Source organism: Microbacterium sp. MM2322 (genome assembly GCF_964186585.1).
GTDB lineage: Bacteria > Actinomycetota > Actinomycetes > Actinomycetales > Microbacteriaceae > Microbacterium.
Genome location: NZ_OZ075067.1, coordinates 304,153 through 325,906 on the forward strand (window position 1 = coordinate 304,153; position 21,754 = coordinate 325,906).

Sequence of the window (21,754 nt, forward strand, 5' to 3'; positions counted from 1 at the left end):
TTCCGTCCGTGCGAGGCGACACATCGCGTCCCCGGAACCGAACGCCCCGGCTCAGTCCGCGCGCACCAGCAGCTCGCCGACCTCGCAGTCCAGGGCGCGGCAGATCGCGGACAGGGTCGAGTACCGGATCGCCCGGGCGCGATCGTTCTTGAGGATCGACAGGTTCACGACCGAGACACCGACGATCTCGGAGAGGCGCGTCAGCGTCATCCCCCGCGCCGCGAGCAGCTCATCGAGCCGACAGTGGATGCCGGTGAGCTCGTCCTCCTCGGCGGGACTCACACGAGCCCCTCGGTGTCGCGCTGCAGGCGCTCGGCGTGCGCGAACGCGCCCGCGAGGAGGGCGGCGGCGATCGCGGCGAGCAGCGGCGGCAGCAGGGGGAGCAGGTCGAGCATCGACAGGGTCTCGAACGGGATGCCGAGGGACTGCATCGCGTGCTGACGGCCCATGCCGTCGACGATCGGCCACGTGAACACGGCGGCCGTGATCGTCCCGGCGATGAGGGTGAGCGCTCGCGTTGCGCCGCCGGCGAAGACGCGTCCGCTGCGCACGGCCATCGCGACGCGCATCAGGGCCGCCGCGACGATGATCGTCGCCATCGTCGCGATGAGGACGGCAGCGATCATCCACGCCCGACCCCCGGCGCCGAGGTCCGGCGCCCGAACCGCGACGGAATCCACCGTCGCGGTCGCCGACAGCCCGAGTGACGCGGATGCCGCTTCCCCTCCGATCGTGACTGTGGGGCCGTCCGGGCTCAGGATCTCGGCGATCCGGAAGGCAGCGACGATCAGCGCGGTCAGCGCCGCGGCGACGCCGTAGACGACGAGGTCGAGGGCGCCGGAAGTGCGGGTCGCGGCGACCATCAGACGAGTCCCTTCACGTCGCGCTGCAGGCGCGAGCCGTGGCGCAGGACCGCCGCCAGCACCGCGAAAGCCAGGCCGACGGCGATAGGCCAGAACGGGAAGGAGATCTGCAGGGTCGCAGAGGGCAGCCAGGCGTCGAACACGTTGTCGATCCCGGGGAAGTCGCCTTCCCACCCGCCGCCCTTCGCGCCGAAGAGTTGCGTCGAGGCGATGCTGCCGGCGATGTCCCCCATAACCTGCGCCGCGACGCCACCCAGCGCGATGACCGCGCCGGTCGTGATCGCCATCTTCGCCACGACCGGAGTGAAGGCCGCCCCCGAGAGGAGGCGCGAACAGGTGACCGCGACGAAGAGGGCTACGAAGCCGGGGACGACCCAGGTGATCGCCTGGCTGAATGCCCACAGCACTCGTGCGGTGGCGTCGAGGCCCTCGACCGTCAGGGTCACCTCGGTGAAACCTCCCGACACTCGTCGAGCTGTGCCTACATCAAGGGCCACAGTGTCGGGCAGTTGCGGCCAGAACTCACGGATGGGCATCGTGATGGCGACGCCGGGGGCGAGGAGGGCGGTCAACAATGCGACCGCCGCTCCGACGACGGCCACTCCGGTCCAGATGATCGCGACGACGCGCGTGACGCGAACGAGAGTCGTCGGATCCTGTCCCGCCCACTGCTTCCTCGCCATCGCGAGGGCGAACGCGAGGATCGTCCCCACGATCAGCAGGACGACGAGAACCGCCCCGACGATCACCATCCACCGCGCCACGTCACACCAGCCCTTCAGTGTCGCGCTCGCTCGCTGTATCGGTTCCCGTGAACATCCCAACCCCCATAACGACATTCGTTGTTATCGACAAACGCTATGCCGGCGGATGCCGCGACCACAAGCCCCAGATCCGGTATGCCCACGGCGAACACGGGCATACCGGCATCCGCCCCTGGTTAGCCTCTACGTAAGACGCCGCCAGTGCGTCGAGTGGAGGTGGAGACGATGTTCGAGAGATTCACAGACCGTGCACGTCGTGTGGTGGTGCTCGCCCAAGAAGAGGCGAAGATGCTGAACCACAATTACATCGGCACGGAGCACATTCTCCTCGGCCTGATCCACGAGGGTGAAGGCGTCGCCGCCAAGGCCCTCGAGAGCCTCGGCATCTCGCTCGACGCCGTGCGCGAGCAGGTCCAGGACATCATCGGACAGGGGCAGCAGCAGCCGACGGGTCACATCCCGTTCACGCCGCGCGCCAAGAAGGTGCTCGAGCTGTCACTGCGCGAAGCGCTGCAGCTGGGCCACAACTACATCGGCACCGAGCACATCCTGCTCGGGCTCATCCGCGAGGGTGAGGGTGTCGCCGCGCAGGTGCTCGTCAAGCTCGGCGCCGACCTGAACAAGGTGCGCCAGCAGGTCATCCAGCTGCTCAGCGGCTACCAGGGCAAGGAGCCCGCGGGCGTCGCATCCGGCGCCGGCGAGCAGGCTCAGGCCACGGCCCAGGGTGGCTCTGCCGTCCTCGACCAGTTCGGCCGCAACCTGACGCAGGCCGCGCGCGACAACAAGCTCGACCCCGTCATCGGGCGCGAGAAGGAGATCGAGCGCGTGATGCAGATCCTCTCGCGCCGCTCCAAGAACAACCCGGTCCTCATCGGTGAGCCCGGCGTCGGCAAGACCGCCGTCGTCGAGGGTCTCGCTCAGGCGATCGTCAAGGGCGAGGTGCCCGAGACGCTCAAGGACAAGCAGGTCTACTCGCTCGACCTCGGCTCGCTGATCGCCGGGTCCCGCTACCGCGGTGACTTCGAAGAGCGCCTGAAGAAAGTCACCAAGGAGATCCGCACGCGCGGCGACATCATCGTCTTCATCGACGAGATCCACACCCTCGTGGGTGCGGGTGCCGCCGAGGGCGCGATCGACGCGGCCAGCATCCTGAAGCCGCTGCTCGCCCGAGGCGAACTGCAGACGATCGGTGCGACGACGCTCGACGAGTACCGGAAGCACTTCGAGAAGGATGCCGCGCTGGAGCGCCGCTTCCAGCCGATCCAGGTGGCGGAGCCGAGCCTGCCCCACGCGATCAACATCCTGAAGGGTCTGCGCGACCGCTACGAGGCGCACCACAAGGTGCAGATCACCGACGGCGCCATCGTGGCCGCGGCGAACCTCTCCGACCGGTACGTCTCCGACCGCTTCCTGCCCGACAAGGCCATCGACCTGATCGACGAGGCCGGCGCTCGCCTGCGTCTGTCGATCCTGTCCAGCCCGCCCGAGCTGCGTGAGTTCGACGAGAAGATCGCCAAGGTCCGCGAGGACAAGGAAGCCGCCAGCGAGGAGCAGGACTTCGAGAAGGCCGCATCCCTGCGTGACGAGGAGAAGTCGCTCCTGGCCGAGCGTCTCCGCCTCGAGAAGCAGTGGCGCTCAGGCGACGTCGCGACCCACGCGGTCGTCGACGAGGGCCTGATCGCCGAGGTCCTCGCCCAGGCCACCGGCATCCCGGTCTTCAAGCTCACGGAGGAGGAGACCAGCCGTCTCGTCTTCATGGAGAAGGCCCTGCACCAGCGCGTCATCGGTCAGGAGGAGGCCATCGCGGCTCTCTCCCGCACGATCCGCCGCCAGCGTGCGGGTCTCAAGGACCCGAACCGTCCGTCGGGCTCGTTCATCTTCGCCGGCCCAACGGGTGTCGGAAAGACCGAGCTGGCCAAGGCGCTCGCCGAGTTCCTCTTCGACGACGAGGGCGCGCTGATCTCCCTCGACATGTCGGAGTACGGCGAGAAGCACACGGTCTCGCGGCTCTTTGGTGCCCCTCCCGGGTTCGTCGGCTTCGAGGAGGGCGGCCAGCTCACCGAGAAGGTGCGCCGCAAGCCGTTCTCCGTGGTCCTCTTCGACGAGATCGAGAAGGCTCACCCCGACATCTTCAACTCGCTGCTGCAGATCCTCGAAGAGGGTCGACTGACCGATGGTCAGGGCCGCGTGGTCGACTTCAAGAACACCGTGATCATCATGACGACGAACCTCGGCTCGTCGGCGATCGCCGGTGGCCCGGTCGGCTTCCAGGTCGAGGGCAACTCGCAGACGACCTACGACCGGATGAAGGGCAAGGTCGACGAGGAGCTGAAGCGTCACTTCAAGCCCGAGTTCCTCAACCGCGTCGACGACGTCATCGTCTTCCCGCAGCTGAACAAGGCCGAACTGCGCCAGATCGTGACGCTCTTCACCAAGCGCCTCAGCGAGCGCCTGCTCGACCGTGACATGACGGTGGAGCTGTCGGATGCCGCCAAGGACCGCCTCATCGAGATCGGTTTCGACCCGACGCTGGGTGCCCGGCCGCTGCGCCGCGCCATGCAGCGCGAGATCGAGGACCAGCTCTCCGAGCGCATCCTCCGCGGCGAGCTGAACTCGGGCGACCACGTGAAGGTCGACCTCGAAAACAACAGCTTCGTCTTCGAGACGATGCGCCAGGAAGGCCGCGAGCCGGTCGGTGTCGGCGCCGCAGGTGAGATCACTGCGAGCCCGGACATCATCGCCGGGTCGTAAGCGACACGACGAACAGGGCCGGATGCCGAGAGGCATCCGGCCCTTCGTCGTTCAGGCGTGGCGCACCAAGAAGACGTCGACTTCGTCCTCGCTGTCGACGACGAAGCCGTGCCGCTCATAGAGGCGGCGGGCCGGGCTCTGCTGTAGGACGTTGATGCGCCAGGGGAGGGGCTGGTCCTCGGTCAGTATCGCGGTCAACACCTGCGTGCCGATGCCTTCGCCCTGCACGCGTTCGTCGAGGTAGAAGTGCTCGATCCAGGTGCCGTCCGCAGCGGGGCGGATGGCGATCGAACCGGCATCCGTTCCATCGACGACGATGACGCGGGTGAGCGCGGGGTCGAACGCGTCGAGGAACCGCTGCCGCACCCGCTCGGGGCTGAAGACACCGAGGCGCTCGAGGTCTGGGCGCATGACGACCGCGCGGAGCTCCGCGATCCAGGTGGCGTCGGCGGGCGTCGAGGGGCGGGTGGTCCAGCGCATCCGTCCATTCAACCGCGATGGCCCGGCCCGCGCACGGGTGAGGATGGAGGGGTGACCGTCGCCGCATCCCTCTTCGTCCGCGTGGCCCGATTCGAGCGAGACCGAGGTGCGGTCGCCGCGATGCTCGCGGACTACCACGCGCAGACCGAGGCCGAGAAGGCGGAGCACGGGCTCACCGAACCTGGTCCGCTGCCGGAGCGATACGCGGCCGAGGCCCGCGATCCCGCATCGGCGTTCGCCGGGGCCGAGGTCCTGCTCGTCGAGCGTGGCGCCGAGCTCATCGGGATGGCGGTGCTGCACCGCTCGGGGCCGGATGCCGAGCTCAAGCGGCTCTGGGTCGGGCCGTCGGGGCGACGCTCCGGTGCCGGGTCTGCGTTGCTGACGGATGCCGCATCCCGCGCCCGCGCCGTCGGGGCGACAGGGCTCCGATTGTCGGTGTGGGACTGGCGCACCGGCGCGCTCGCTCTCTACCGGCGTCAGGGCTTCGAGCCGGCTCCGTCGTGGGAGTTGCGCGAGCGGCTCGTCTGCTTGCGGCTGCCGCTCTGAGCCGAGTCAGGCGTAGCGCGTTGCAACGGATGCCGGGCGACACCCGGCATCCGGAGGCGGCTTATCGGCGTGTCGCCCGCGATCCATTGCATCCGCGCACGGCGACGCACGTGCGAACGGACCGGGTGCGCGTTCAGCTGCACCCGGCCCGTCCGGGCTTTCAGGGGCGCGGGTCGCCGAAGACCTGGCCCTCCATGGCGTCGTACCCCTCGCGCTGCGGGTCGCCGTGCAGGCCGCCGGAGAGCGCGTACTCCTCCTCGGGCGAGAGGATGAGGCGAGTGCGGCCGTACACCGCGAAGCCGATGAAGATCACGACGTACACGATGATGATCGCGATGATCGCGAGCAGGAATGCCTCGTTGAAGAGCAGGCCGACGAAGACGATCGCGGCGATGATCCCGGCCGAGTAGGCACCGAACAGGCCCCACGGGCTCTTGTATGGGCGGTTCGCGTTCGGGAACTTCTTGCGCAGGATGATGAACGACACCATCTGCAGGAAGTAGGCGACGACAGCGCCCCACACCGCGATGTTCAGCACGATGGCACCGGCCGGGCTGGTGTCGCCACCCGCGGCCTGGAGGATGACGAGGGCGATGAAGCCGAGGACGGCGCCGAACACGAGTGCGACCCAGGGGGTCTGCGCCTTGCCCGTGAGCGAGAGCCAGCGCGGGTAGTAGCCCGCGCGCGACAGCGAGTACATGTTGCGCCCGTAGGCGAACATGATGCCCATCAGTGAGGCGAACAGTCCGATGAGGGCGAGCAGCGACAGGATCGCGGCAGCCTGGTCGGGGAGGAACGCCTGGAAGCCCTCGAGCAGCGGCTCCGTCGAGGGGCCGGTCGCCTCCGCGCCGAGCACTCCGGTGTTCAGGAACAGCACGATGAGTCCCGTCACGATCAGCGTGCCGCGCGCCCACAGCCCTGCGCGCGGGATGTCGCGAGCCGGGTTGTGCGATTCCTCGGCCGCCAGCGGGAGTTCCTCGATGCCGAGGAAGAACCACATCGCGAAGGGGAGCGCGAGGAGGACGGCGCCGATGCCGTGCGGCAGGAATGTCGACGCTCCGAACGCCGCCGGGTCGGCGGGGATGTTCCAGAGCGAATCCCAGTTGAATGCGCCCCGGGCGAGCGCCATGACGCCGAAGACGACGATGATGCCGATCGAGATGATCGAGACGACGATCGCGAAGGCGAACGAGACGGCCGCACCGGCGGCGTTGAGGCCGATGAAGAGGGCGTAGAGGATGACCCACCACAGCCATGGCGGCAGGCTCACACCGGTGAGCAGGTTCAGTGCCTTGTCGGCGTACGAGCCCGAGAAGTAGACCACCACCGCCGTCGTCGCGACGTACTCGATCGTCTCGGCGAGGCCGGTCGCGAGTCCTCCCCACGGCCCCATCGCGGAACGCGAGAACGAGTACGCGCCGCCGGTGTGCGGCATGGCGGCGGCCATCTCGCCGATCGAGAAGGTGAGGCCGTAATACATGAGCACGAGCACCGCGAAGGCGATCAGCATGCCGCCGAAGCCGGCGAACTCGATGCCGAAGTTCCAGCCCGAGAAGTCGCCCGAGATGACGGCGGCGACGGCGAGGCCCCAGAGCCCCCAGACTCCGGCCGATCTCTTCAGAGTGCGTTTCTCGAAGTAGCCCTCCTCGGCGCGGGCGTAACGGACGCCGCCGGCGCCCTTCGAAGTGGTGCTCGGATTCGTCATGAGACCTCCTGGCTGGTCGGCGCGGAGCGCGCCGTCGGGTCGGCGCGCTGGCTCACGCCTTGCGGACGAGTGTGGCGTCTATTGGTATGCCATGTCTACCTTTGGCATGTAGCGTTCTCGTTACAGACCCACGACGACCACACGACGAACGCGCCGAATCCCGCTTCGGCGCACGACGGAAGGACGACCGATGCCCGGCAATCTGACGGTGAATGAGCTCGCCGATGCGATCGCAGCCGACGAGATCGACACGGTGATCGTCGCGTTCCCCGACGCCCAGGGACGCCTCGTCGGCAAGCGCGTGTCGGCCCGGTTCTGGCTCGACGAGGTCGCCGGCCACGGCGCCGAGGTCTGCGACTACCTCCTCTCGGTCGACGTCGACGTGAACACGATCGACGGGTACGCGATGTCGGGCTGGGACAAGGGCTACGGCGACCTCGTCCTCCGCCCCGACATGGCGACGCTCCGCCGCATCCCGTGGCAACCGGCCACCGCGCTCGTCATGGCCGAGCTCGACTACACGAGCGGCGACCCGGTCGCGCAGTCGCCCCGCGGCATCCTGAACGCGCAGCGTCAGCGTCTCGCCGACCGCGGCCTCGTCGCCTACTCGGGCACCGAGCTCGAGTTCATCGTCTTCGACGACTCGTTCCGGGATGCCTGGGCCAAGGGATACGTGGGACTGCAGGCATCCACCGACTACAACGTCGACTACAACCTGCTCGCCACCACCCGACTCGAGCCGTTGCTGCGCGACATCCGCCGCGGCATGGAGGGGGCCGGTCTCTACTGCGAGGGCGTCAAGGGCGAGTGCCACGACGGCCAGCAGGAGATCGCGTTCCGATTCGCGGAGGTCCTCGAGACCGCCGACCAGCACACGATCTACAAGAACGGGGCGAAGGAGATCGCCGACGCCCACGGCAAGTCGCTGACCTTCATGGCGAAGTTCGACCAGCGCGAGGGCAACAGCTGCCACATCCACCTCTCCGTCCGAAGCGACGACGGCACACCCGTCATGGCGGGCGACCGCGAGCACGGCTTCAGCCCCCTCATGGAGCACTGGATCGCCGGCATCCTCGCGACGCTGAAGGAGTTCACGCTGCTCTACGCGCCGACGATCAACTCGTACAAGCGCTTCGCGAAGGGCTCGTTCGCCCCGACCGGCATCGCGTGGGGCGTCGACAACCGCACGTGCGCGCTGCGTGTCGTCGGCCACGGACAGTCGCTCCGCGTCGAGAACCGTGTGCCCGGCGGCGACGTGAACCCCTACCTCGCGATCTCCGCGATCATCGCGGGCGGCCTCTACGGCGTCGAGAACGAGCTCGAGCTGCCGCCGCCGCTGACCGGCAACGCCTACGACTCCGACGTCGAGCACCTGCCGACGACCCTCCGCGAGGCGGCCGACCTCTTCGAGGCGTCCGAGATCGCCCGAGCGGCGTTCGGTGACGACGTCGTGGCCCACTACCTGCACCAGGCGCGCGTCGAGGTCCTCGCCTACGACGCCGCCGTGACCGACTGGGAGCGCATCCGTGGCTTCGAACGTCTCTGATCCCGCGGGCGCCCGCCGCCCCGTCATCGGACTCACCACCTACCTCGAGCGGGCGACGCAGGGCGTCTGGGACGTCCGCGCCAGCTTCCTCCCGCAGCAGTACTTCGACGCCGTGACCGCGTCGGGCGGCGTCGCCGTGCTCCTCCCGCCGCAGCCGTCGGCGCAGGCCGCCGCCGCCGTGGTGCTCGACGGGCTCGACGGGCTGATCCTCACCGGTGGGCTCGACGTGCAACCCGAGCTGTACGGGGCGGCGCGGCATCCGCTCACCGACCCCGCCCGCGCGGACCGCGACGAGTGGGAGCTCGCCCTCCTCGCGGGAGCGCGGGAGCGCGGCATCCCCGTCTTCGGCATCTGCCGCGGCCTGCAGCTGATCAACGTCGCCTCCGGCGGCACCCTGCACCAGCACCTCCCCGACACGCTCGGCACCGACCGCTACAAGATCGGCGGCGGGGTCTTCGCCGAGAACACCGTCGAGGTGGATGCCGAGACGACGCTCGCCGGCCTCATCGGCGCCGGCCCCTACCGCGTCCACAGCTACCACCACCAGGGCGTCGACCGCCTCGGCGACGGGCTCGTCGTGACCGCCCGCACCGACGACGGACTCGTGCAGGCGTTCGAGGCACCGGGGGACGACTACCTCGTCGCGGTGCAGTGGCACCCCGAGGAGAACTCCGCCGATCGGCGCCTGTTCCTAGGGCTCGTCGCCGCCGCCGACGCCTACGCCGTCTCTCACCGGGGGGTCTCGGCATGAGCGGCTTCACCGTCCTCAACCCCGCCACCGGCGCCGCCCTCCGTGACGTCGAGCTCGCCTCGATCGACCAGGCGGATGCCGCGATCGCCCGCGCCGTCCGTGCGCAGCGCACCTGGGCTGAGCTCGCTCCCGTCGCCCGGGCCGACGCGCTCCGCCGCTTCGCGCGCGTCGTCGAGGACCACGTCGAGGAGCTCGCCCAGCTCGAGGTCCTCGAGGCGGGGCATCCGATCTCGTCCGCGCGGTGGGAGGCCTCGCACGTCGCGCAGGTGCTCAACTACTACGCAGGTGCACCGGAACGCCTGATCGGACAGCAGATCCCCGTCGCCGGCGGGCTCGATGTCACGTACCACGACCCGTACGGCGTGGTCGGGATCATCGTGCCGTGGAACTTCCCCATGACGATCGCGGCGTGGGGCTTCGCGCCCGCGCTCGCCGCCGGCAACGCCGTCGTGCTGAAGCCCGCCGAGCTCACCCCGCTCACGGCGATGCGCCTCGGCGATCTCGCTCTCGAGGCGGGCCTGCCCGACGGCGTCTTCACCGTCATCCCCGGTGCCGGACCGGTCGTGGGTGAGCGGTTCGTGACGCATCCTGACGTCCGGAAGGTCGTGTTCACCGGGTCCACCCGGGTCGGCACCGAGGTCGCCGCCGGGTGCGCGCGCGAGCTGAAGCCCGTGACACTGGAGCTCGGCGGCAAGAGCGCCAACATCGTGTTCGACGATGCCGACCTCCAGGCCGCGGCCGCTGCCGTGCCGGGATCGGTGTTCGACAACGCGGGCCAGGACTGCTGCGCCCGCAGCCGACTGCTCGTGCAGCGCTCGGTGTTCGACCGGTTCCTCGAACTCGTCGAGCCCGCGGTCGCCGGCTGGCGGGTGGGCGACCCGAACGACGAGGCCACCGAGATGGGGCCGCTCATCTCGGCCGGCCAGCGCGACCGAGTCGCCTCGTACGTCGACGGGGCGAACGTCGCGTTCCGCGGATCTGCGCCCGAGGGCGAGGGATTCTGGTTCGCACCGACCGTCGTGCTCGCAGGCCGCGGCGACCGCATCGCGAAGGAAGAGGTCTTCGGACCCGTTGTCGCGGTGCTGCCGTTCGACGACGAGGCCGACGCGATCGCCCTCGCCAACGACACCGTCTACGGGCTCGCCGGATCGATCTGGACGCGCGACCTGGGCCGCGGCATCCGAGTGTCCCGCGGCGTGCAGAGCGGTGTGCTGTCGGTCAACTCGCACTCGTCGGTCCGCTACACGACCCCCTTCGGCGGCATGAAAGCCTCGGGACTCGGGCGTGAGCTCGGCCCCGACGCCGCCGAGCACTTCACCCAGACCAAGAACGTCTTCTACGCCACCTCCTGACCCGGAAGGACCCCCATGGACCTCACCCAGCGCCTCCGCGACCGCGTCGCCATCATCACCGGCGGTGCCAGCGGCATCGGTCTCGCGACCGCGCGCCGTTTCGCCGCCGAGGGAGCCCGCGTCGTCATCGCCGACCTCGACCCCGTGACCGGCCAGCAGGCCGCCGACGAGGTGGGCGGTGTCTTCCGCCAGGTGAACGTCGCAGACCAGGCATCCGTCGACGCGCTCTTCGACGGTGTCGCCGCCGACCTCGGCTCGGTCGACATCGCGTTCAACAACGCCGGCATCTCACCCGCCGACGACGACTCGATCGAGACGACCGAGCTGCCCGCGTGGGACAAGGTGCAGGACGTCAACCTGAAGAGCGTCTACCTCTGCTCGCGCGCCGCGCTCCGCCACATGGTGCCGGCGGGCAAGGGCTCGATCATCAACACGGCGTCGTTCGTCGCGCTCCTGGGCTCGGCCACGTCGCAGATCTCGTACACCGCCTCGAAGGGCGGCGTGCTCGCGATGACCCGCGAGCTCGGTGTGCAGTTCGCCCGGCAGGGCATCCGCGTCAACGCGCTCTGCCCGGGACCGGTGAACACGCCGCTGCTGCGCGAACTCTTCGCGGCTGACCCCGAGCGCGCGCAGCGCCGGCTCGTGCACGTGCCGATGGGTCGCTTCGCCGAGCCCGAAGAGCTGGCCGCGGCCGTCGCGTTCCTCGCCTCGGACGACGCCTCCTTCATCACCGCCAACGCGTTCGTGGTCGACGGCGGCATCACCAACGCCTACGTGACGCCGCTGTGACACCGGCCGCGTCGTCGCCAGATCTCGGCCGCACCGTCTACCGACCGGTGCGCGGCGGCAACGCGCTCGAAGACACCGTCGCGCGGCTGGTGCAGACCGTCCGGCTCGGCGTGGTCGCACCGGGGGAGTCCCTTCCCTCGGAGCGCGACCTCGCCGAGCGGTACGGCGTGAGCCGAGACACCGTGCGCCAGGCGATCGGCGAGCTCGCCGACGCCGGTTTCGTGGTGCGGCGACGCGGACGCTACGGCGGGACGTTCGTCGCCGAACCGCTCCCGGTGCACGCGGGTCCCGTCGACGCCGCCGAGCTCGAGGACATCCTCGGGCTGCGGCGCGTGCTCGAGGCGGGCGCCGCGCGCGCCGCGGCATCGAGGGAGTTGACGGATGCCGTCCGCACCCACCTCAACGACGCGCACCGCGCGACCGCGGGAGCCGCAGAGGGCGAGTACCGCCGGCTCGACTCGCTGCTGCACCTGGCGATCGCGGAGGCCAGCGGCATCCCGTCGCTGCTTCCCCTCGTCGTCGAGAACCGGGCTCGCATCAACGCCTGGCTCGACACGTTCCCGCTGCTGCCGCGCAACATCGAGCACTCCGACGCGCAGCACGACCGGATCGTCGCCGCGATCCTCGCCGGTAAACCCGATGCCGCCGAGGCCGCCGTGCTCGAGCACCTCGCCGGGTCGGAAGCGCTGCTGCGCGGCTTCCTCGGCTGAGGCCGCTGTCGACGGATGCAAGGGATGCCGGGCGACACGCGGCATCCGGGCGTGCATCGTCGGCGTGTTGCGCAGGATCCCTTGCATCCGCGAACGGGAGCGGGGTTCCGTTCCGGCGGCCACTCTGCTTCGCTGGCGACATGACCACACGTGTTGTTCTCTGGGTGACGGTGGCGGCGCTCGTGGTGGTCGCCGTCGTCCTCGCCCCGGTCGTGACGGTGACCGCCTTCGGAGACGGGCCGGACGGGTCCGTCGAGGTGATCAGTGTGCGGTCGCTGGTCGGCATCCCGACCGGCGTGCCGCTGTGGCTCGCGGTGTCGGCGGTGGTGCTCGTCGCCGGTCTGCTCGCCGGGGCGACGGCGCGTCGGCGGCGGATCGCGTGACAGATGCACGACCGGTGGTGCGGGTGTGGTCTCGAGGCAGTGTTCGGACGACATCAGCCCCGCGGGTCGTGCAGGTGTGCGGGCGGGCGGCGCGCCGACCGGTAGCAGAGGTCCCGGGCGAGCCGCCGCGGTGTGCGTGGTGTGCGCGGCGCGGAATGCAAGGGATGCCGGGCGACACGCGGCATCCGGGCGTGCATCGTCGGCGTGTTGCGTCGGATCCCTTGCATCCGTGAACGCGGCGAGTGGTGCCCGCGCGGCGAAGCTGATTTGCTGAGCGGTGATGATGCGGACCGGTCTGATGCAGCGGCGTGGCGCCGCGGAGGCAGCCGGGTGGGGCGCCGCTGCCGCCCTCGCGCTCATCGCGGTCGCAGCGGTCGCCTCGACCAGCTCGTGGCTGCTGTACCGCGACGGTGATTCCGTCGTCGTCGCCCTGATCGCGGACTCCCTGCGGCGAGGCGAGCCGCAGGACTGGGCGCTCTCGCCCGTGCTGTTCCTGCCGGAGACCGCGCTGTACGGAGCGCTGTCGTTGCTCGGGCTGGGCACGACGGGCACGCTCACCCTCAACGCCGTCGTCACCCTCCTCGTCGTGTACGGCGGGATCCGCCTCGTCGCCGGGCGGCATCGCCCCGGCGCGCGACCCGTGGCGGGCAGCGTGCTCGCCTTCGCCGGGTTCGTGGCGCTCATCCTCCTCGAAGGACCGGCGGGGATGCCGGGGTTCCATCTCGCGGCTCTGACCACCACGACGACGTATTACGCGGCCACGGTGGTCGGCACTCTCGCCGTGGTCGGGTTGTTCCGCCGGTTGCTCGAGGGCGCATCGACCGTCCGCACGGTGGCGTTGATCGCGATCGTCGTCGCGGTGTCGACGCTCACGAACCCACTCGTCGTGGTGTGGTGCGTCGTGCCGGTCGTCGGGGCCGTCGGCATCCTTCTGCTCGGCCGCCGGATCGCGCCGCGCCTCGCACTCGTCACCGTCCTCTGCGTCTCGGGCGCCGCGGCCGTCGGATACCTTCTGCGGGCGCCGTTCGCCGCGAACATCGTCGCGGCCGGTGGCAACTACCTGCGTCCGGATCAGGCGGATGCCGCGCTCGCCCACCTCGCCGGGGTCGTCGGGGCCACGGCGGGGCGGTGGAACGGCGTGCTCTGGCTGGCCGCGGTAACCGCTCTGTTCGTCGCCTGCCTGATCCTCGGGATGCGGGCCTGGCGGCGACACGACACGATCGTGACCGCCGTGTGCGCCGTCTCGGTGATGGCGCCGATCATCGCGACGGCGGTGGTGGTCGTCGCGGGCACGGATGCCGACCGCTACCTGCAGCCGTGGGTGTTCCTCCCGATCCTCGTACTGGCCGTCGCGCCGCCGGCCGTCTCGCTACCGCGTGCTGCCGGGGCGACGCTGGCCGGTGCGCTTGCGGTCGGAGGCGTCGCCGCGGTGCCCGTGGCCGTTGCCGCCGCCGGGCGCGGGGACGGTGATCTCGCATGCGTCACCCGATGGGTCGAGCGCTCCGGACGGACCGGGGCCGGACAGTTCTGGACCGTCCGTGCACCGAAGCTGGCGCTCGCCGACCCGGCGCAGCTCGTCCAGGTCGACTACACCCTGCGGCCGTACGACTGGCTCGTGAATCGGGCGGAGCATCGCGGGCCCGTGACCTTCCTGATCCAGGATGCCGCGACCGTCCCCTTCGAGCTCCCCGCCGGGGTATCGACCTTCGACGCCGACACCATCGCCTGCGGCAGGTACACGATCCTCGACTTCGGCACGCGGGTGCTGCCGCTGGGGGAGCCCCGCAACTGACCCGGCGTCGCCGGATGCAATGGATGCCGGGCGACACCCGGCATCCGCCCGCCCGTCACCGGCGTGTCGGCGCGGATCTCTTGCATCCGCGTACGCGCCTCGAAGGCCGCTGCACGCCGGGCCGGCTCGCCCGCGCGGCGCTGCACCGGCGCCGCTGATCATGTGACGAATGCACGATCGGTGGTGCGGGTGTGGCCTCGGGGCGGCTGCTGGGCCACATCAGCACCGCCGGTCGTGCAAGTGTCGAGGCAGGGGGTGTGAAACGTGTCGAGTGGCGTGTGATGGCGCCGGGTCCGCTGGCGACCTCGCCCGGGTCCGCCGTCACCCGTGCCCTGACCCGGCGTCGCCGGATGCAATGGATGCCGGGCGACACCCGGCATCCGCCTGCCCGTCACCGGCGTGTCGGCGCGGATCTCTTGCATCCGCGTACGCGCGCTAGTCGAGCGGTGCGACGTCGACCTGCACGCGCAGCGTCGAGGTCTTCGCCTCGGTGAAGATGATGCCGGTCACGGGTGAGACGTCGCCGTAGTCGCGGCCCCACGCGACGGTGACGTACCGGTCGTTCGCCCACTGGTTGTTCGTCGGGTCGATCGCGAGCCACTGATCGGTGCCCGGCAGCCACACCGCGAGCCATGCGTGCGAGGCATCCGCGCCGAACACGCGCTCCTTGCCCGGTGGCGGCTGCGTCGCGAGGTAGCCCGAGACGTACCGGGCTGCGACGCCGTGACCGCGCAGGCAGGCGAGGGCGACGTGGGCGAAGTCCTGGCAGACGCCCGCCCGCTTCGTCATCGCGTCGCCCACCGTGCTCGTCACGGTCGTCGCGGTCTTGTCGTAGTCGAAGTCGCGGAAGATCCGCTCCATCAGATCCGTCGCCGCTTCGCCGATCGGTCGACCGGGTGTGAGCGATTCGGCGCCGTAGGCGATGGCCGCCGCGTCGTGGACGGCGCGCGCGGACTCCAGCGCGTATTCGGTGGCCTCGACGGCACCGTCGATGTCGGGATGCCGCAGCGGCCGCGCGAGCTCCCACGGCTGCGCGAGCGCCTCGGCGTCGTACGCGGGAACGGTGACCGTCACCTCGCTGGAGGCTTCGATCGTCAGCGCCTCGTGCGGGTCGGTCACGTGGAAGAAGGTCGACGAGTTGCCGAACCAGTCCGTGCGGGGCGAGATGTCGCCGGGATGCGGGTCGACGGTCACCCCGGAGTCCGAGATCCGCTGCCACGGCAGCTCGCGCGGGCGCAGGTGGAACTGGCCAATGCTGTCCTGCACGGCGTCGCTGTAGGTGTACGCGGTGCGGTGCCACACCCGGTAGCGGGTCATGCGCGTGCACCCATCAGCTCGACGAGCGACAGTTCGGTCATCGACACGGCGGGCGGGCCGGCCTCGAAGTGCAGGTCGCCGATCGCATCCGACAGCTGCTCGAGCTGTGCCCGGACGCCCTCGAGGCTGTCGACGAGCCGCTCGCGACGACCGCCGACGACCGCGGTCATCTCGAGCACTTCGACCTCGGCGAGTTCGGTCTCGAGCTGGTCGAGCAGACGCTCGGCCCGCGAGGACCCCGTCGAGGCGGGCATCGCGGCCAGGTGTTCGCGCAGCGTCTGCAGCGAGAAGGCGAGCGAACGGGGGTTGCCGCGGTCGAGCAGGAGCAGCTCGGCGACGTCCGCGGCGCGCACCGTGCCGCGGTAGCGCCGGCGGTGCGTGACGACGCTCTCGGCCGACAGCAGCAGCGACTCGAGAACGTCGCGGTCGGTGCGGGGGCCTCGGCTGGCCGACAGCGCCGACGACAGCAGGGTCGTGAGCTGCAGCCCGCGCTCGAGGTAGCGGCCGGCCTCCATCATGTGCCAGCCGGGGTCGCGGATCATGTTGGCGGTGACGCCGTAGAGCGACAGCATCGAGGCGAGCATGCGCCCGGCGGACTCGGCTGTGCGGTGCGGTCGCGGTGCGCCCCGGAGGGCGAGCACGGCTCGCTCGATGTTCGCGAACACGCGCCAGGTGTCACCCGACAGCTGGTCGCGCACACCCTCCATGGCGTCGCGGAGGCGGGCGATCGAGTGCGCGGCGGAGCCGGGGCGGGCGGCATCCAGCAGCAACGATCGGAACTCCGACTCGGGCTCAGTCGCGCGCGTGCCGGCGAGCGTGTGGAGCGCGGCGAGGAGCACCCGCACGCTCTCTCCGGCACGGGTCGCCCGGTGCGCACCGGGCTGATCGAGCGCCGACTGCGTCGCGATCACGAGACGGAGCAGGTCCTCGGCGCGCTCGGCGTATCGGCCGGTCCAGAACAGGTCCGACAGCGCGCGCGGCGCGAGAGTCGGGTCGCTCCGTGTCGTGGGGAGGGATGCCACGTCGGCGATCCCCTGGTCGGCCTCGGACTCGTCCGCCTTCAGCACCCACACGTCCTTCGTGCGCGGCGCGGCGTCCGGCGCGCTCCGCACCGTGGCGAGACCGCCCACGAGCGGCCGGTACGTCGAACCGAAGCGGATCGCGAAGCCCCGCAGCGTGACGGGCAGAGCGGATGCCGCGCCCCCGGCATCCCACACCGGAACCTGCGAGAGGGGCAGCTGCTCGACGGCGGCGAACCGGTGCGGCTCGCGCTCGACGCGAGCGAGGAGGTCGGCATCGCCCAGGGACAGCCGACGGCGCGGATCGTCGATGAGGCGTACGTCGAGAGTGGGGTCGCCTGCGGTCAATCGGGGGAGCGCCTCGGCGCGGGCAGCGGGGTCGCCGAGCCACCACGCCGGCACCGACGGCAGGCGGAGCTGCTCGCCGAGAAGCCGCTCGCAGACCGCGGGGAGGTAGGGGAAGAGCGCGGGGTTCTCGAGCACGCCGGCGCCCAGACCGTTGACGACCCGCACCCGCCCGCGACGGACCGCTTCGGTCAGGCCGGCGACGCCGAGCCGCGATCCGGAGCGCAGTTCGAGGGGGTCGCACCACTCGGCATCCACTCGTCGGAGAATGACGTCCACGCGCTCGCGCGGGGTGCGCTGCGGCCACCCGGCGGGCTTCATCCAGACGGATCCGTCGCGGACGACGAGGTCGCTGCCCTGCACGAGGGGGAACCCGAGCGCGTTGGCGATGAACGCCTGGTCGAACGCCGTCTCGGACAGCGGTCCGGGGGAGAGGACGACGATGCGCGGTGCGCTCGCGCCCTCGGGCGCGGCGGCGATGAGCGCCGCACGGAGCGCGGCGAAGTACGGGTCCATGCGGTGCAGGGTGCCCTCGTCGAGGAGATCGGGCAGCACCTGCGCGATCACCCGGCGGTTCTCGGCGGCGTAGCCGAGCCCCGAAGGAGCCTGCACGCGGTCGGCGAGCACGTGCCATTCGCCGGCGCCGTCCCGCCCGAGGTCGGTCGCCGAGAGAAGCAGGTCGGGCGGCAGGTTCTCCTCGCCGGGACGCACCATCGCGCGCACGAATCCGGCGTGACCGAGGATGACGGCGGCCGGCACGATCCGCTCGCGCAGCACGACCTGCGGGCCGTACAGGTCGGCGAGCAGGGCGTTCAGCAGTTCGGCGCGCTGCGCGAGGCCGACGTCGATGCGGGCCCATCCCGCGGCATCCAGCACGAGGGGCATCGGGTCGAGCCGCCACGGCTGCAGGTCGTCTCCGGCGCGGGCGTACGAGACGCCGTCGTCGGCGAGGAAGCGCGAGATCTCCCCGTCGACGCGTTCGAGCTCGTCGTGCGTCAGGCCGAGGGCGAGCGAGGCGAGGCCCTGCCACGCCGGGCGGAGAGCGCCGTCGGGGTCGACGACCTCGTCGTAGCGCGGCGTCGTCGTCGCGAACGACAGCGTCGGTTGCGACACGGCCGCGGCATAGTCACGGAGCACACTCACGGGGTCACCTTCCTCCGTCCAGCGTAGGGGTAGGCGACGGGTCGATCCGCGCGGGGGAGCGGGTGCAGGGCGAATACAGTGGAACGCATGACGGGACCGGACGCCACCTACACCGTGCGCCCCGCGCGGACCTCCGACATCCCCCGCATCCAGGAACTCCTCGAGCCGTGGGTGCAGCGCCGCATCCTTCTCGGCAAGGAACGCGTCACCCTCTACGAAACCGTGCAGGAGTTCGTCGTCGCCGAAGCGGGCGATCGCCTCGTCGGATGCGGCGCGCTCCACGTCATGTGGGAGGACCTCGGCGAGATCCGCACCCTGATCGTCGCCGACGACTGGCTGCACCGCGGCGTCGGGGGCGCGGTCGTGGATCTCCTCGAGGAGAACGCGCGAGCGCTCGGGCTCAGCCGTCTGTTCTGCCTGACGTTCGAGGTGCCGTTCTTCTCCCGTCGCGGTTTCGCCGAGATCGGCGAGCAGGTCGTCGACCCCGATGTCTACTCGCAACTGCTGAGGAGCGCCGATGAGGGCGTCGCCGAATTCCTCGACCTCGCGCACGTGAAGCCCAACACCCTGGGCAACACCCGCATGCTCAAGCAGTTGTAGGCGCGCCGGGCGGGTGAGCGCGGGGGCCGCGCATACCCTGGACGCGTGAGCAGCCAGACCCCCCGCCGTCGGCCGTCGCCGGCCGTGTACCGCCGACGCCGGCTCGCCGTGCTGCTGCTCGCCCTCCTGATCGTCGGCGGCATCGTGGCCCTCGTCGTCTGGCAGCCCTGGCGGGCGATGACGGATGCCGCGTCGCAGCCCGCGGGCGGAGCGTCGGCATCCGCCACCCCTGCCCCGACCTCGTCGGCGGCGCCGTCCGCGTCGACGCCGACAGCGACGCCGAGCCCGCGGGTCACCTCCTCGGCCGACGGCGACACCGGCGCGCAAGGCGACGGCGACGGTGAGAGCGACGGTGGCACGGCCAGCGACGTCGCGCCCTGCACGACCGGCGACGTCACGGTGACGGCCACCACCGACAAGAGCTCGTACGGGACCGGTGAGCTGCCGAAGCTGTCCATCACGCTCGTCAACGACACTGACCTGCCGTGCCTCATCAACGTCGGGACGGCGGCGCAGACGTTCGAGATCACGAGTGGCAGCGACACCTGGTGGCGTTCGACCGACTGCCAGAGCGAGCCGAGCGACCAGATCGTGCAGCTCGACGCAGGAAAGACCGTGACGAGCGCGACGCCGATCGTCTGGGACCGCACGCGCTCCGCGGTCGACACGTGCGACGGTGACCGGCAGAAGGCGCTGCCCGGCTGGTACAACCTGGCGGTGACGATCGGCGGGATCGGCTCGGTCGAGCCGGCTTCTTTCACCCTGCGCTGACCGCAACCGGGACGCTCAGCCCATTCTGAGAACTTTCTCATCTGACACGACGCCTGCGGGGGTGTCCCGCGGGAACCCTCTGTGCGTACCCTGGGGTCAGCTCCCGGCGGCTCACCCCCGCTGTCCCCCCAGCGGAGTCTCGCCACCCCCCCAGATGCGAGACATCGGGTCTCCGGTCGCCGGTGAGTGATGGGCCCTCTCGACTTCTCCAGTCCCCAATGGGGAGTTCGAGGGGGCCCCCTTATGTTCTGGCGTCGGAGGGCGCGGCGAGGCGCGGCATCCCGCCTAGGCTGAGGGGATGGCTGGGAAGAAGCGCGAGAAGAAGCCGCTCGAGTTCCGCAACACCGCACTCGCCGATGCGCTTCAGACGCAGGACATGGCTGCGCTCGCGTTCGCGTTGCGACACGGTCCGACGGTCGTGCCGCTCCTGCGTCCGGGTGCGCGGGACGACCCTCGGGATTCCGGTGAGGTCTGGACCTACCGTGACCCCGCCACCGGCGATGTCGCCCTGCTGTTGTTCAGCGACGCGGCCAACAAGCCCGCCACCTTGCCGCCGGGCGTCGGACTGCAGTCGCCGGCCTGGCTGCGGGCTTTCCTCGGGACGCATGGAGAGGAGATCACCACGGTGTTCTTCGACATCGCCGGCCCCCACGCGATGCAGGCGTCTCCCGCGGACCTGATCGCTGCCCTCGAGGCCTGACCTCCGCCTCAGAAATCGGGGCGGTCGTCCGATGTCGGTGCGTGGTGACGTGCCCGCTGATTCAGGGCGTCGCGCAGCGTGCCGGCGCTCGCATCGATGACCGCCTTGTATCCGAGGCGCGCGGCTTCGGATCGCCGCTGTTCGTGCTGTGTGACCTTGCGGATCTCGCCGGAAAGGCTCAGCTCGCCGATCGCCGCGAACTTCGTGGGGTTGGGACGCTCGGTGGCCGCGCTGGCGATGGCGAGGGCGATGGCCAGGTCGGCGGCGGGCTCGGTGAGCCGCACCCCGCCGACGGTCGAGACGTAGACGTCCTGGTCGGAGAGTTTGATCCCCGCCCGCTTCTCGAGCACGGCGAGCACCATCGCGACGCGCGCGCTGTCGACACCGCTCACGATGCGGCGGGGGTTCGGCGCGGTGGTGTGAAGGGTGAGGGCCTGCACCTCGACGGGGAGCGCCCGCCGGCCTTCGAGGGCGACCGTCACGCACGTCCCGGGTTCGCTGGGGCGGGTGCTGAGGAAGAGGGTGCTGGGGTCGGGGACCTCGGCGATGCCGTCGCCGGCCATGTCGAAGCATCCGACCTCATCGGTCGCGCCGAACCGGTTCTTGAGTGCACGCACGAACCGCAGCGACGTCTGGCGGTCGCCCTCGAAGTGGCAGACGACGTCGACGAGGTGCTCGAGGATGCGGGGACCGGCGACCTGCCCGTCTTTCGTCACGTGACCGACGAGCACGACCGGCAGGTCTCGTTCCTTCGCGATGCGGATGAGGGTGGATGCCACCTCTCGAACCTGGCTCGGTTGACCCGCCGCGCCGTCGATGAGGCCCGAAGAGACCGTCTGCACCGAGTCGACGATCAGCAGGTCGGGGCGCACCTCGTCGACGTGGCCGAGCGTGGTGGCGAGGTCGGTCTCGCTCGCGAGGTACAGCTCGTCGTGCAGCGCGCCGGTGCGTTCGGCGCGCAGCCGAACCTGGCCGAGGGACTCCTCGGCGCTGACATACAGGACGCGTCGCCCTGAGCGCGCGCTCTGCGCGGCGACCTCGAGGAGCAGGGTCGACTTTCCGACCCCGGGCTCACCCGACAGCAGGATCGCCGCTCCCGGGACGATGCCGCCGCCGAGAACGCGGTCGAACTCGCCGACGCCGCTCGACCGTCGCGGGGTCTCCCGCGTGTCGATCTGCGTGATCGGTCGGGCGCTGCGGGTGGGAACGATGGGCGTGATGGATGCCGTGATCCCCGTAGCCGTGCCCGCCTCGACGACGGTGCCCCACTGCTGGCATTCGCCGCACCGCCCGACCCACTTCGCGGTCGTCCACCCGCACTCGGTGCAGCGGAAGGCCGCGGTGGGAGCGGGTCGTCGGGAAGCCATGAGTTCAGGCTAATCGCGGCATCCGACATCCTTCTCCGTCCTTCACATGGCTCTTGCGGC

The 21,754-nt window shown here is 70.5% G+C and carries 20 protein-coding genes; 12 read left to right on the forward strand and 8 right to left on the reverse strand.

Annotated elements, in window-relative coordinates; all coding sequences use genetic code 11:
• Window positions 1–51 precede the first annotated feature (51 nt).
• Genes ABQ271_RS01465 through ABQ271_RS01475 form a run of 3 tightly spaced genes read right to left on the reverse strand, consistent with a single transcriptional unit; the run spans window position 52 to window position 1,627 of the window.
• On the reverse strand, window positions 52–282 hold the full coding sequence (locus ABQ271_RS01465; protein WP_036310673.1) for a helix-turn-helix transcriptional regulator: 231 nt from the start codon (window positions 280–282) through the stop codon (window positions 52–54).
• The gene (locus tag ABQ271_RS01470) at window positions 279–863 is read right to left on the reverse strand and encodes a hypothetical protein (RefSeq protein ID WP_349309796.1); all 585 of its coding nucleotides are present in this window, start codon (window positions 861–863) and stop codon (window positions 279–281) included. Before ABQ271_RS01470 ends, ABQ271_RS01465 begins: the two co-directional genes overlap by 4 nt.
• Entirely contained in the window at window positions 863–1,627 is a 765-nt protein-coding gene (locus ABQ271_RS01475) for a hypothetical protein (protein ID WP_349309797.1), read from the reverse strand. The genes ABQ271_RS01470 and ABQ271_RS01475 overlap by 1 nt, the downstream gene beginning before the upstream one ends.
• A 225-nt stretch (window positions 1,628–1,852) precedes the next feature.
• Between ABQ271_RS01475 and ABQ271_RS01480 the strand changes: the two genes are divergently transcribed.
• On the forward strand, window positions 1,853–4,378 hold the full coding sequence (locus ABQ271_RS01480) for an ATP-dependent Clp protease ATP-binding subunit (RefSeq protein WP_349309798.1): 2,526 nt from the start codon (window positions 1,853–1,855) through the stop codon (window positions 4,376–4,378).
• Between the two features lie 51 nt (window positions 4,379–4,429).
• Here ABQ271_RS01480 and ABQ271_RS01485 read toward each other — a convergent pair whose 3' ends face one another.
• Entirely contained in the window at window positions 4,430–4,858 is a 429-nt protein-coding gene (locus ABQ271_RS01485; protein ID WP_349309799.1) for a GNAT family N-acetyltransferase, read from the reverse strand.
• 51 nt (window positions 4,859–4,909) lie between these two features.
• Here ABQ271_RS01485 and ABQ271_RS01490 point away from each other — a divergent pair, with 51 nt between their 5' ends.
• Window positions 4,910–5,404 (forward strand): GNAT family N-acetyltransferase, encoded by a 495-nt coding sequence (locus ABQ271_RS01490; RefSeq protein ID WP_349309800.1) that lies wholly within the window; start codon window positions 4,910–4,912, stop codon window positions 5,402–5,404.
• Window positions 5,405–5,564: 160 nt separating this feature from the next.
• Here the strand turns inward: ABQ271_RS01490 and ABQ271_RS01495 are convergent, their stop codons facing one another.
• Window positions 5,565–7,109: an amino acid permease gene (locus ABQ271_RS01495; RefSeq protein ID WP_349309801.1), complete on the reverse strand. Its 1,545-nt coding sequence runs from the start codon at window positions 7,107–7,109 to the stop codon at window positions 5,565–5,567.
• Window positions 7,110–7,299: 190 nt separating this feature from the next.
• Between ABQ271_RS01495 and ABQ271_RS01500 the strand changes: the two genes are divergently transcribed.
• From ABQ271_RS01500 to ABQ271_RS01530, 7 genes are all read left to right on the forward strand, one after another.
• The gene (locus tag ABQ271_RS01500; RefSeq protein WP_349309802.1) at window positions 7,300–8,655 is read left to right on the forward strand and encodes a glutamine synthetase family protein; all 1,356 of its coding nucleotides are present in this window, start codon (window positions 7,300–7,302) and stop codon (window positions 8,653–8,655) included.
• Window positions 8,636–9,406 (forward strand): gamma-glutamyl-gamma-aminobutyrate hydrolase family protein, encoded by a 771-nt coding sequence (locus ABQ271_RS01505; RefSeq protein ID WP_349309803.1) that lies wholly within the window; start codon window positions 8,636–8,638, stop codon window positions 9,404–9,406. Before ABQ271_RS01500 ends, ABQ271_RS01505 begins: the two co-directional genes overlap by 20 nt.
• Window positions 9,403–10,758, forward strand: coding sequence for an aldehyde dehydrogenase family protein (locus tag ABQ271_RS01510; RefSeq protein WP_349309804.1), 1,356 nt, complete (start codon window positions 9,403–9,405; stop codon window positions 10,756–10,758). The genes ABQ271_RS01505 and ABQ271_RS01510 overlap by 4 nt, the downstream gene beginning before the upstream one ends.
• Before the next feature lie 15 nt (window positions 10,759–10,773).
• On the forward strand, window positions 10,774–11,547 hold the full coding sequence (locus ABQ271_RS01515; RefSeq protein ID WP_349309805.1) for a 3-oxoacyl-ACP reductase: 774 nt from the start codon (window positions 10,774–10,776) through the stop codon (window positions 11,545–11,547).
• Complete coding sequence (locus ABQ271_RS01520; RefSeq protein WP_349309806.1) at window positions 11,544–12,257, forward strand: GntR family transcriptional regulator; 714 nt, start codon at window positions 11,544–11,546, stop codon at window positions 12,255–12,257. Before ABQ271_RS01515 ends, ABQ271_RS01520 begins: the two co-directional genes overlap by 4 nt.
• Window positions 12,258–12,397: 140 nt before the next feature.
• Window positions 12,398–12,640 (forward strand): hypothetical protein, encoded by a 243-nt coding sequence (locus ABQ271_RS01525; protein WP_349309807.1) that lies wholly within the window; start codon window positions 12,398–12,400, stop codon window positions 12,638–12,640.
• Window positions 12,641–12,920: 280 nt separating this feature from the next.
• Complete coding sequence (locus ABQ271_RS01530) at window positions 12,921–14,432, forward strand: hypothetical protein (protein ID WP_349309808.1); 1,512 nt, start codon at window positions 12,921–12,923, stop codon at window positions 14,430–14,432.
• A gap of 435 nt (window positions 14,433–14,867) precedes the next feature.
• Here the strand turns inward: ABQ271_RS01530 and ABQ271_RS01535 are convergent, their stop codons facing one another.
• Window positions 14,868–15,749: a transglutaminase family protein gene (locus tag ABQ271_RS01535; protein ID WP_349309809.1), complete on the reverse strand. Its 882-nt coding sequence runs from the start codon at window positions 15,747–15,749 to the stop codon at window positions 14,868–14,870.
• Window positions 15,746–18,256 (reverse strand): circularly permuted type 2 ATP-grasp protein, encoded by a 2,511-nt coding sequence (locus ABQ271_RS01540; RefSeq protein WP_349309810.1) that lies wholly within the window; start codon window positions 18,254–18,256, stop codon window positions 15,746–15,748. Before ABQ271_RS01540 ends, ABQ271_RS01535 begins: the two co-directional genes overlap by 4 nt.
• 87 nt (window positions 18,257–18,343) lie before the next feature.
• Here ABQ271_RS01540 and ABQ271_RS01545 point away from each other — a divergent pair, with 87 nt between their 5' ends.
• The 3 genes from ABQ271_RS01545 (at window position 18,344) to ABQ271_RS01555 (ending at window position 20,327) form a co-directional block, all read left to right on the forward strand.
• Window positions 18,344–18,856, forward strand: a complete 513-nt coding sequence (locus tag ABQ271_RS01545) for an amino-acid N-acetyltransferase (protein WP_349309811.1) — start codon at window positions 18,344–18,346, stop codon at window positions 18,854–18,856.
• 45 nt (window positions 18,857–18,901) lie between these two features.
• Window positions 18,902–19,627, forward strand: a complete 726-nt coding sequence (locus ABQ271_RS01550) for a hypothetical protein (protein WP_349309812.1) — start codon at window positions 18,902–18,904, stop codon at window positions 19,625–19,627.
• 298 nt (window positions 19,628–19,925) lie between these two features.
• A complete protein-coding gene (locus tag ABQ271_RS01555; protein WP_349309813.1) occupies window positions 19,926–20,327 on the forward strand; it encodes a dehydrogenase in 402 nt (133 codons plus the stop codon).
• Between the two features lie 8 nt (window positions 20,328–20,335).
• Here the strand turns inward: ABQ271_RS01555 and radA are convergent, their stop codons facing one another.
• On the reverse strand, window positions 20,336–21,694 hold the full coding sequence (gene radA, locus ABQ271_RS01560) for a DNA repair protein RadA (RefSeq protein WP_349309814.1): 1,359 nt from the start codon (window positions 21,692–21,694) through the stop codon (window positions 20,336–20,338).
• Window positions 21,695–21,754 lie beyond the last annotated feature (60 nt).

Coding starts and splice junctions, on each gene's coding strand:
- ABQ271_RS01470 (WP_349309796.1), bottom strand. CDS start 863: ATGGTCGCCGCGACCCGCACTTCCGGCGCCCTCGACCTCGTCGTCTAC.
- ABQ271_RS01480 (WP_349309798.1), top strand. CDS start 1,853: ATGTTCGAGAGATTCACAGACCGTGCACGTCGTGTGGTGGTGCTCGCC.
- ABQ271_RS01485 (WP_349309799.1), bottom strand. CDS start 4,858: ATGCGCTGGACCACCCGCCCCTCGACGCCCGCCGACGCCACCTGGATC.
- ABQ271_RS01495 (WP_349309801.1), bottom strand. CDS start 7,109: ATGACGAATCCGAGCACCACTTCGAAGGGCGCCGGCGGCGTCCGTTAC.
- ABQ271_RS01500 (WP_349309802.1), top strand. CDS start 7,300: ATGCCCGGCAATCTGACGGTGAATGAGCTCGCCGATGCGATCGCAGCC.
- ABQ271_RS01510 (WP_349309804.1), top strand. CDS start 9,403: ATGAGCGGCTTCACCGTCCTCAACCCCGCCACCGGCGCCGCCCTCCGT.
- ABQ271_RS01515 (WP_349309805.1), top strand. CDS start 10,774: ATGGACCTCACCCAGCGCCTCCGCGACCGCGTCGCCATCATCACCGGC.
- ABQ271_RS01525 (WP_349309807.1), top strand. CDS start 12,398: ATGACCACACGTGTTGTTCTCTGGGTGACGGTGGCGGCGCTCGTGGTG.
- ABQ271_RS01530 (WP_349309808.1), top strand. CDS start 12,921: ATGATGCGGACCGGTCTGATGCAGCGGCGTGGCGCCGCGGAGGCAGCC.
- ABQ271_RS01535 (WP_349309809.1), bottom strand. CDS start 15,749: ATGACCCGCTACCGGGTGTGGCACCGCACCGCGTACACCTACAGCGAC.
- ABQ271_RS01545 (WP_349309811.1), top strand. CDS start 18,344: ATGACGGGACCGGACGCCACCTACACCGTGCGCCCCGCGCGGACCTCC.
- ABQ271_RS01555 (WP_349309813.1), top strand. CDS start 19,926: ATGGCTGGGAAGAAGCGCGAGAAGAAGCCGCTCGAGTTCCGCAACACC.
- radA (WP_349309814.1), bottom strand. CDS start 21,694: ATGGCTTCCCGACGACCCGCTCCCACCGCGGCCTTCCGCTGCACCGAG.